1 protein-coding gene is annotated in these 1,549 nt (G+C 64.8%); it reads left to right on the top strand.

Annotation, left to right across the window (positions count from 1 at the left end):
- Positions 1-342: 342 nt before the first annotated feature.
- Positions 343-1,299 carry an IS481 family transposase gene (locus AC1DRO_RS21150; RefSeq protein WP_476952335.1) on the top strand — a complete coding sequence of 319 codons (957 nt, stop codon included), beginning with the start codon at positions 343-345 and terminating at the stop codon, positions 1,297-1,299.
- Positions 1,300-1,549: the final 250 nt, after the last annotated feature.

Below are 1,549 nucleotides of genomic sequence, written 5' to 3'. Positions count from 1 at the left end.
ACAACCGGCTAACACCGGTGACGCCCGACATTCCTAGACCAGCGGCACCCCTCCAGCCGAACACCTCGTCCTGCGGTAACCAACCCGCGCATATCAGCCAGACAGCGCTCCCTCGTCGAACATGACGCGCCAGCCAACCGGACGACGCCGAAGAACGGATACGAAAAGAGCGGTCCAAGACAAACCAGCCCTGGACCGCTCACCCTTGCCCTATTGACAAGAACACCTACATATCAGGTGTACTGAGCCGGGACGTTGTTGACATGTGGGGCTTGAAAACGAGGAGGACCTCCGGGCTAAGTGGAGCTGTCTAGTTCACACACTTTGCGCTCGGAGGTCCTCGTGTCCCACGTTAATGCCCGGCTGACAGTTCATGGAAGACTCCTGATCGTTGACCGGGTGGCCGCCGGCCGCCCGGTCGCCCATATCGCTGCCGAGCTGGGCGTGTCCCGGCAGACCGCGTACCGGTGGATCCGACGATTCCGCGCCGAGGGCGCAGCCGGGCTGCCGAACCGCTCAAGCCGGCCGAGGTCATCACCGGCCCGGACGAGTCCCAACCGTGAGCAAGCCGTCCTGGACGCCCGGCGGTCGTTACGGTTCGGTCCGCTGCGGATCGCTGCGTTCACCGGCGTCCCGGCCCGGACCGTGTCCCGGATCCTGCACCGGCACGGGGTCCCGCGGCTGGCAGACTGCGATCCGCTGACCGGCGCCCCGATCCGCGCCGCCCGGACCACGGCGAACCGGTACGAACGGGCACGGCCCGGGGAACTGGTCCATCTGGACGTCAAGAAGCTCGGACGCATCCCGGACGGCGGCGGCTGGCGGGCCCACGGCCGCTCGGAGCAGGTCAAGGGACGCGGAATCGGTTACGACTACGTCCACGTCGCGATCGATGACCACACCCGCATCGGCTACGCCGAGGTCCTTCCCGATGAGAAGGGCGCCACAGCGGCCGGGTTCCTCACCCGCGCCCGCGGGCTACTTCGCCGGCCACGGCATCCAACGGATCGAACGCGTCATCACCGACAACGCCTTCGCCTACCGCAACTCCACAATGTTCCGTCAGGCAGTCGCAGATCTCGGAGCAGTTCAGCGCTTCATCAAGCCCCACTGCCCCTGGACCAACGGCAAGCCGAACGCTTCAACCGGACCCTGCAAACCGAATGGGCCTACCGGCAGGTCTTCACCAGCAGCAACGACCGCCAATCCGCACTTGCGCCCTGGCTCCAGCACTACAACACTGAACGAATCCACACCGGCATCGGAACCACACCCATCACCCGGGTGTCACCAACCTGATGGCTCAGTACACCTGATATGTAGGTGTTCTTGTCAATAGGGCAAGGGTGAGCGGTCCAGGGCTGGTTTGTCTTGGACCGCTCTTTTCGTATCCGTTCTTCGGCGTCGTCCGGTTGGCTGGCGCGTCATGTTCGACGAGGGAGCGCTGTCTGGCTGATATGCGCGGGTTGGTTACCGCAGGACGAGGTGTTCGGCTGGAGGGGTGCCGCTGGTCTAGGAATGTCGGGCGTCACCGGTGTTAGCCGGTTGT

The sequence above is a fragment of the Arthrobacter sp. P4_F11 genome (assembly GCF_056401395.1).
This window is presented reverse-complemented; position numbering and strand designations above follow the sequence as displayed.